The 7,816-nt window shown below is 41.3% G+C and carries 8 protein-coding genes and 1 pseudogene; all 9 read left to right on the top strand.

Annotated features, from left to right (window positions below; genetic code table 11):
* Positions 1-221, top strand: a pseudogene (locus LC605_RS16930) (hypothetical protein); the annotation flags it as partial.
* Between the two features lie 222 nt (positions 222-443).
* Complete coding sequence (mobV, locus tag LC605_RS16925; protein WP_229548683.1) at positions 444-2,150, top strand: MobV family relaxase; 1,707 nt, start codon at positions 444-446, stop codon at positions 2,148-2,150.
* Between the two features lie 107 nt (positions 2,151-2,257).
* Positions 2,258-3,880 carry an ATP-binding protein gene (locus LC605_RS16920; RefSeq protein ID WP_229548682.1) on the top strand — a complete coding sequence of 541 codons (1,623 nt, stop codon included), beginning with the start codon at positions 2,258-2,260 and terminating at the stop codon, positions 3,878-3,880.
* A gap of 2 nt (positions 3,881-3,882) precedes the next feature.
* Positions 3,883-4,476 (top strand): DUF192 domain-containing protein, encoded by a 594-nt coding sequence (locus LC605_RS16915; protein WP_229548681.1) that lies wholly within the window; start codon positions 3,883-3,885, stop codon positions 4,474-4,476.
* A gap of 235 nt (positions 4,477-4,711) precedes the next feature.
* Entirely contained in the window at positions 4,712-5,044 is a 333-nt protein-coding gene (locus LC605_RS16910; RefSeq protein WP_229548680.1) for a hypothetical protein, read from the top strand.
* Between the two features lie 30 nt (positions 5,045-5,074).
* Positions 5,075-6,082: a hypothetical protein gene (locus LC605_RS16905; protein ID WP_229548679.1), complete on the top strand. Its 1,008-nt coding sequence runs from the start codon at positions 5,075-5,077 to the stop codon at positions 6,080-6,082.
* Entirely contained in the window at positions 6,066-6,500 is a 435-nt protein-coding gene (locus LC605_RS16900) for an ATP-binding protein (protein WP_229548678.1), read from the top strand. Before LC605_RS16905 ends, LC605_RS16900 begins: the two co-directional genes overlap by 17 nt.
* Positions 6,398-7,156, top strand: a complete 759-nt coding sequence (locus tag LC605_RS16895) for an RRXRR domain-containing protein (RefSeq protein WP_229548677.1) — start codon at positions 6,398-6,400, stop codon at positions 7,154-7,156. The genes LC605_RS16900 and LC605_RS16895 overlap by 103 nt, the downstream gene beginning before the upstream one ends.
* A gap of 59 nt (positions 7,157-7,215) precedes the next feature.
* Positions 7,216-7,815 (top strand): DUF6753 family protein, encoded by a 600-nt coding sequence (locus LC605_RS16890; RefSeq protein ID WP_229548676.1) that lies wholly within the window; start codon positions 7,216-7,218, stop codon positions 7,813-7,815.
* Position 7,816 lies beyond the last annotated feature (1 nt).

Here is a 7,816-nt window from a genome sequence, read left to right as displayed (position 1 = left end):
ATGGAAAAACTATTGAATACTTGGTGAATCATCAATCAAAAAAGTCGGCAGGTGAACTGACAATGGAAGCAGTGACAAGTTACTGGCTAATAGAAGCATTAGTGGGGAAGGTAAGTAAAGAGGAATTGTGTTTCCACTGCGTTGGCGCTTTTTCCCTCATTTATGAGTATCCGTGCGTAATTCGTACCCAAATTATCCACCCCTTAGAATCAGGCGACTAAATGCCTGGAGTCTTTGCTATGTAAGCACTTGAGCTAGTTAGGTATTAGAGTTCCTTCAAAAAATCTTTCAAGCCGCTAAAATAATCGTACTTACTACGACTATCTTCACTTTTTCGCATTTGAGCGATTTAGCTATTTTGGCGATTAGTCGCAATTGCTCCGATTTTTGGGAAAATCAGCGTAATAACAAAATCATACCAAGTTTATCCAAGATGTGAAGCCATGAGCTACGCGATCGCGCGATTAAAAAAATTAAAGCGGGGTAACATATCAGGGAGTGCATCTCACACCGCAAGAGAGCGAGAAACCCCAAACGCTGACCCCACTCAAAAAAATATTCGGTTCATCGGTAGTTTTGACCCAGAGGAACGACTAGAGGATTTAGTACTAGCCAAGATAGGGGACTCGGAGCAGAAGCGAAAGATTCGCACTGATGCGGTGTACTGCGTGGAGTTACTGTTGAGTGCATCGCCCAGTTATTTCCGTCCCGACTGCCCCACCCAAGCCGGTTACTATGAACCACAAAAGTTGGATGATTGGCTAGAAGCGACTCACCAGTGGTTAGCGGATGAATATGGCAATCGCATTGTCCGCGCCGAGTTGCATCTAGATGAAGCCACTCCCCATATTCACGCTTACTTTGTGCCGATTGATAATGAAGGGCAATTGCGCTGTAATCATTTCTTTGACGGGCGGCAGAAAATTTATGCGTTTCAAGATTCTTACTACGACACGATGCGGTTAATTGGGTTGGAGCGCGGTATTAAGGGAAGCAGAGCAAAGCACCAGGACATCAAGGATTTTTACCGCATTGTGGAAGAGGGGCGGGACTTAGAAGTTGATGAACTGAGTGTAGAACATCTTAAAGCCAAAGCTGCCGACCGAGACAGGGCGAATCAGCGTAAGCAAGAGATGGAAGCTACAGCCAAAGCTCTCTCACTTGAGAATGAACAATTACGGCGGCGGATAGAGCAATTGGAGCAAGATAATCAATCAATAAAAAAGCTTACCGAATGGTCAACTGATTTAGCTTTAAATGATATTGCTTGGGAGTTAGGGCTAAATTATGATCATGACCGATGGAGGGGTCACGGACACATCATTAATATAGATGGCTGTAAATTTAGCGACCTTGCTCCCGGTTCTTATTTTGAAGGTAATGATGCAATTGATTTGGTGAAACACGTTAATCAATGTAACCAAACAACTGCGATCGCGTGGCTGGGGGAGAGATTTGGTGAAGTCGGCGCACAACGTGCAGCTCAGGCTCATGCTCAAAAAGTTGCGGCTGACATTATCCAAACTCAACCAGCACCCCAATTTACCCCACCCGTTGAGGATAAAGCTAACTGGTCAGTCGTTGAACATTACCTAAAAGAGAAACGAGGCATACCTTCTGATTGCGTACAAATGTTACATAGCCAGGGGCTAGTTTATGCCGACTCAAAAGCAAATGTAGTGTTTGTGATGCGGGATTTGGAAGGGAATACCAAAGGGGCTTTCTTACAAGGTACAACCAATAAATTCTCTGGTTATGAGTTAAATACAGTTCGTCGTGATAGCTGGTTTTACTTGACTTTGGGGAAAAAGCCTAGTGATCAAACTAGCACTGCTGTACTGTCTGACTCTCCCATTGATGCCATTTCAGTAGCCATGCTGGAATATCACGTTAAAGGAATACCAGAAAACAGAACAGTTTACATGGCAGTAGATGACACTTCAAGTTTACCTGTTGAAAGATTACGTAATGTGACTCATGTACAGGTAGCTTTTAGTCAACCAACAGTGGCACAGGCTGTTAGACAACTACTGCCACACTCGACTCAACTCAAGTGCGAAACTGGGGATTGGAATACCCAGTTAATAAATTTCTCCCATCAATTGCAACAACGTTATTCACAACAAAACCACGAGGAATTAGAGCTATAGTTGCAAAAAAAGTCAAGCTACTCTAGTACCGATTTTTTCAGTACTTAAGTAGCTAGTAAAAAGTTTTAGCTATCAATAATATTGGGGTGAAAATTAGCTAAAACCTAATGAATAATCAGTTAATCAAGCAAGTATTTGGATTAATTAAGCTTAACAATAAGCTGATTGCTGTCGAGTCTCCATTGCAAGAGAGGATCAGCCTGCTCATCAATCTAGTTACTGAATGCCAACGCCTGGACATTAACTGTTACCTGTGGACGCTCTCAGATGATGCACTACACCAGTTATCCACTAATGAGGGGGGATTAAGTTTACAAAGTGTTAACCAGTATCAGGCGATGGCCAAAAGCAGGCGCGAACATTACTTTGAAATTCTGCGATTCTGGAAAACTATTGATTTACAAGGGATTCTCATATTAGAGGGCATATTCCCCTGGTTGGGGTCAGCTACCACTGACCCCGATTTCTTTCTGACTTCCGAGTGGATTAAGTCTGCCCTCATTAACCTGAAGCTATGCAATTGTAATGCTAACAAGACAGCGATTCTCTTAGGATCAAACGCCACTGTGTCATCTGACATTGCCCCCGAAGTTCCCACCATTGTGCAACAACTGCCAACTATCGAGGAAATAAGCAGTTACTTACCCCAAGTATTACCTAATTATAGTCATGGCGATATTCATGCGACTGCGATCGCCGGCTTGGGGATGTACTTGGCTGATATTGACTATGGAATCAAACAGGCGATCACAAATCATGAAATTACACCGGATGAGTTAGTAGAAAAACTGTCCGCTTACAAAATCGAACTGTTTAAGCGAATTTATAATATTCAATTCCTTCAGCCCCCAGCTACCCCTATCGGTGGTTTAGAACTGATGCAGCAAGCGTTTAAAACTTATAAGCGCCTTCTATCCACATTGGCTAAAGCCTATAATCTGCGCTTACCCAAGGGGGTTTTACTAATCGGCCCACCGGGAACAGGAAAATCTTACTCGGCTAAAGCAAGTTCTGCTCAGTTGGGATTGCCTTTAATTATTTTGGAGTGGGGGAGTTTCCGCAGTTACGGTAATTTGGCTGAATATAAGCTCAAGAATTTACTCGCACTGGTAGACCGAATAAACCGTGTAATCTTATACCTTGATGACTTTGATAAGGGATTCTCAGGAGATGATGATTTATCCAAACGCCTAGCTGGTATGCTTTTGACCTGGATGCAAGAACGTACTAGTGAGGTTTTAATTATCGCTTCGGCTAACAATATTCAATGGCTACCACCAGAGCTAACCAGAAGTGGACGCTTCGACGAGATTTTCAAGGTGGATCTACCAAATTACGGCGAACGGCACGAAATATTCAAGATTCACTTAGCCCGTTTCGATCCTCGTTTCCGTAATGGGGGCGATGGGTACAGCTCAGAAGAATGGAAAAGGTTACTCAAAGCCACGCAGCGATGTGTTGGTGCAGAGATTCAAGCCATTGTTGAACGTGCCGCCGTCTCTAGTTTCTGTCAAATGTTTGGCGACGATGTTTCTCCCCTGCAAGAACTGCCATCACTTGAGATTACATTGTCGGCATTGTTGGCTGCAAGGCAGAGTATGAATCCTCTCGCCATCCGCGAAGCTGACCGAGTTGAAAGTATGCGTAACATTGCGGCTTTGCAAGGTCAACCATCTAGCCCTATCGATTCATCTATATATAGTCTCGGCAATGTTGATATTTTTGGATGATCATGAAAACTTTAAAGATTAATTCCGAAAAGGATTTATACGTTGCTGCTTTCAAGTTACTGAACATACTAGGACCTGTTGCTGGAGTATCAATTATTATTGGCACTGTGGCGCTCGGTTACGTCCAAACTCGTCCCCAGGATTTACCAGTTACGCACATTCTTACGAAAGGCGATGGCGTTCCGCCCACCGTAGGTGATCGCACATTTAAGTTGGAAGTCGCTTCTACACCAGAGCAATTAGAGAAAGGGCTGAAATTTCGCTCATCCTTAAACGGCTCGTGCGGGATGTTATTCAACCTGGGCAGAGAAATTTACAATGTGCCTTTTTGGATGTACAAGGTAAATTTTCCATTAGACATCTTTTATCTTAAGGACAATGTGGTGACAACTGCGGTTTACAATGCCGAACCTTGTCACAAAATCCCCTGTCCCATCTACAAGGGGAAAGTTGCCGATCAAGTGCTAGAGCTTGTCCGTGGCGCTGCCAATATCAAGGTTGGTGATCGGCTTAACATCCAACCGTTATCAGTTTTGCCTAAGAATAATATCGGTATTGATAGCGGCAATTCTTTGAAAACCAAAAATGAGCGCTAGTAATTCGCTTTCCCCAAAATTGCACTTGTGGAGGTCGGCGCTTGTGCAGGGGAGCTGAGGGAGAGATTTGTACAAGTTCTTTCCCCCCTGCCCAAGAGCTTGCCACCACGCAAAGTTTGTGTGGCGAAGCACTGGTAATTGTATAACGTATTTTTGAAAAATCAAGAAACTATAGTACTGAAAAAAACAGTACCTAAATAGCTTCATCTGTTGAATCAAATATGGCAATCTATTTATGGGAAGAATATGGACATACTGGGAATTTGATCACCCTTTGGGTAGCATGGTGCGGGTAATCTCTACCCCATTAGGGCTAGAGATATTTGCTGAAGATGTATTTAAGATTATTGCACCGGAATTAAATAATGAAAAAATCGTGCCTCTGCATATCCAAAATCGAGAACGTCATGTGGTTATTGATGAGCAAATAACAATAGTAAAAACTTTAAATTCGGGAGACATCTATAATTTAAAAAGCAGAGTAAAAGAACAAATAATTAATAATTTTACGCAATGGATAAGGAGTAACATCTTGCCGATATTTCACCAAAGTTTTTTAAAAAATTGATAAATAATCTGAAATATGAGTCCAATAAAAATGACACAAGCTATCAATAATAACCAAAATAAAAATCTTAAGAGGAAAGCTGATATCTCGGCGATTGAAGCAGCAGAAGAAATCAAGCTAAATGATTTAACACCAGAGCAGCAGTTAGAATTAGAGAAACTAAAATTAGACCTAGATATAGCCTCAGATGCAGATAAAGAGGCAGAAAAAATTAATCAAAAAGCAGAAGAGATAACTAAAACTCCCCCAAGAAGACTAGTAATAGTAGACGGGGGCAAAGGTGGAGTTGGTAAATCGATGTGGACGAGAGGATTTCTACAAACTTGTATAGATGAGAAAAGAAGAATTGTGGCAGTAGATGCAGATAATTCTAATCCAGATTTGTTGAGATATTATGGTGAAGATGGTGAGCATTGTCAAATACAGCAGTTAAATATTTTTAAAGATGGAAGTATAGATAGATTTTTTGATCAGGTAAAGAGAATGATGGAGCCAGAGCCAGATACATATAATCAACTCCCCCCACCAGAATCGCTGTTTTTATTAGAATTGCCACCCCAATCGAGACAAATATTTAAAAGATTTATAGAACAAGAGTTCTTGGAAACAGCCGCCAATGATTATGACATTAGAGTAACAATGGTCGTGGTAATTAGTCGAGTATCAGATTCGGTAAAGCAATTAATAGATTTATACAGCTTTTGCGGAGATAAAGTAGATTATATAGTCGTTAGAAATTTATTTTATGGTGAGGAGGAAGAATTTTCTAGATATAGCAATTCATCAATAGTTCAAAAGATAAAGCAAGAGCTATTAGAAGCAGGAATCCCTTTATTTGATATTACAATGCCGGATTTACTTGAATATGCCTATGATTATTTAGATGAAAAGTCACTAACTTTTTCTGAAGGAATAAAGCAAAAAGAACTACCAGGAGTGAAAATGCGGGTGAAAAGTTGGCTAAAAACTTTTAAACAGCAAATTTATCTAGTTAAACATCTCTTAGGGCTGGAGAGTATAAATGTTGAAATCTTCTAAAAGAATGGTAATGACTGTAGGTGACTCTCGTGTAGGTAAGTCTACAGTTATTAAACTGTTGCTGGAAATTTATCAAATTCAAGGTAAAAGATTGAAAGTTTATGACCATGATAATCGTGACAGACTTTTGGCTTACAAAGATTTAGTGTGTATTGAAAAGATAGATTTTTTCAATAAACAAACGGACAGGATGTTTATTGATCTGGTAGCTGATAATATAGATATCATTTTAGTGGATATGCCGGGGCAGCACATAGACAAAATTTGTCAGTATATTGTTGGGTCTGAACTATTAGAAGCTTTAGCTGAATATGGATGGAAGCTAACGTTTATGCAACCTATATCAGTTTTGCAAACCGTCGTCAAGGCAAACTTGCACCATCAATTCGTGCTAACCGTCAACTCGAACTTAGGATAGTTTCTGAACTGTGTAAAATCTATCCGACAGCACAAATCAGATACGAATACATTCGAGCAGATGTAGACTTAACCAGTGGACGCAAAAAAGCTCGTTCTGGTTTTGGTTTTTCTGCCGTGATGGTTGGTCAGAAGTGGATGTTGCAGCAGTTAGAACAATTTGCGCCAGTGGTCACAATTCAAGGCTATCAAACATCAAATACTCGTAAATACCTTGGACTAGAAAAGAACAAAACAGATAAATTTGCGCCTGAGTTCAATACTCATGCTGTTGATGGTGTGGCAATTGCCGCTAGTCATTTTGTTCAATACCGCAAATATCATACAGTGCGGGAAGATGGGGGAAACTGGTTTGGTAGCGTGGTCATTACACCTGCTATTTTCAAAGTAATTCGTCGTCCTCCATACAGCCGTCGCCAATTACATTTAATAGTTCCCGCCAAGGGTGGGGTTCGTCGTAAGTATGGCGGATCTACAACTCAGCACGGATTTCGTAAAGGGGATTTGGTTAACTCCCCCAAAGGGGTTGGCTATGTGTCCGGTGACACCGAAAAACAGATATCTGTCAGCGATGCTAATTGGAAACGATTAGGGCAAATATCGTCTAGCAAAATTCAATTAATTCGGCGTTCAACGGGGTTAATTATTGCTTGCTAGATTTCATGTAAAGCCGTCCTCTGCAACGCTTTAGGACGGGGTTTCCACCCATTTTTCTGATGACACTACAAGACACATTACAAGGCTACTCCCCATCAGAACAAAAACGCATAGTTGAAGGGGCATATCAACTAGGAATTACGCCAGACGATCCAACGTTTAGGATGATGGCGACACTGGGTCGATACGAAGAAACAATGATAGACCTCCAGGCAAGAATGGAGGCAATGATAGAAGCGTGGGCAGCACTGATAGACCAAAAACTGGAAAAGACAAGTAAAGAAGCCGAGTCAATGCACTATACGGTTGTCTCCAGTGCTGTGCGTGATGAAATAAAAAAAATTAAGCCGAATGGCACGGCAGGCATGAAAGTGCAGTCCGGCTGGGGATTGGGAACAGTATCTCTTGTGTGTGGATTAGTAGCGGCTGGCAGTACCTTGTTGGGTTCCTTGACAACGTGGAATGTTGTTTCAAACTTAGGAACAAATCAGTCAGTAGTAGTCTCACGTAACGAGATCAAGATTCTCCAATGGGCAAAATCCCAAGAGGGTAAACAGATGTATCAAATAATCTTGAAGAATCAAGCAGCAATTGAAGCCTGTCAAACACAGCAGAGTAAAACCCAAGGCTATTGTTTAATTCAAGTAGGTAATAGGTAAG

The sequence above is a fragment of the Nostoc sp. CHAB 5836 genome (assembly GCF_020829445.1).
Taxonomy (GTDB): Bacteria; Cyanobacteriota; Cyanobacteriia; order Cyanobacteriales; family Nostocaceae; genus Nostoc.
This window is presented reverse-complemented; position numbering and strand designations above follow the sequence as displayed.

Bases quoted from the DNA above. Each gene is read 5' to 3' on its own strand.
- mobV (WP_229548683.1), top strand. From the start codon at position 444: ATGAGCTACGCGATCGCGCGATTAAAAAAATTAAAGCGGGGTAACATA.
- LC605_RS16920 (WP_229548682.1), top strand. From the start codon at position 2,258: ATGAATAATCAGTTAATCAAGCAAGTATTTGGATTAATTAAGCTTAAC.
- LC605_RS16915 (WP_229548681.1), top strand. From the start codon at position 3,883: ATGAAAACTTTAAAGATTAATTCCGAAAAGGATTTATACGTTGCTGCT.
- LC605_RS16910 (WP_229548680.1), top strand. From the start codon at position 4,712: ATGGGAAGAATATGGACATACTGGGAATTTGATCACCCTTTGGGTAGC.
- LC605_RS16905 (WP_229548679.1), top strand. From the start codon at position 5,075: ATGACACAAGCTATCAATAATAACCAAAATAAAAATCTTAAGAGGAAA.
- LC605_RS16900 (WP_229548678.1), top strand. From the start codon at position 6,066: ATGTTGAAATCTTCTAAAAGAATGGTAATGACTGTAGGTGACTCTCGT.
- LC605_RS16895 (WP_229548677.1), top strand. From the start codon at position 6,398: ATGGAAGCTAACGTTTATGCAACCTATATCAGTTTTGCAAACCGTCGT.
- LC605_RS16890 (WP_229548676.1), top strand. From the start codon at position 7,216: ATGACACTACAAGACACATTACAAGGCTACTCCCCATCAGAACAAAAA.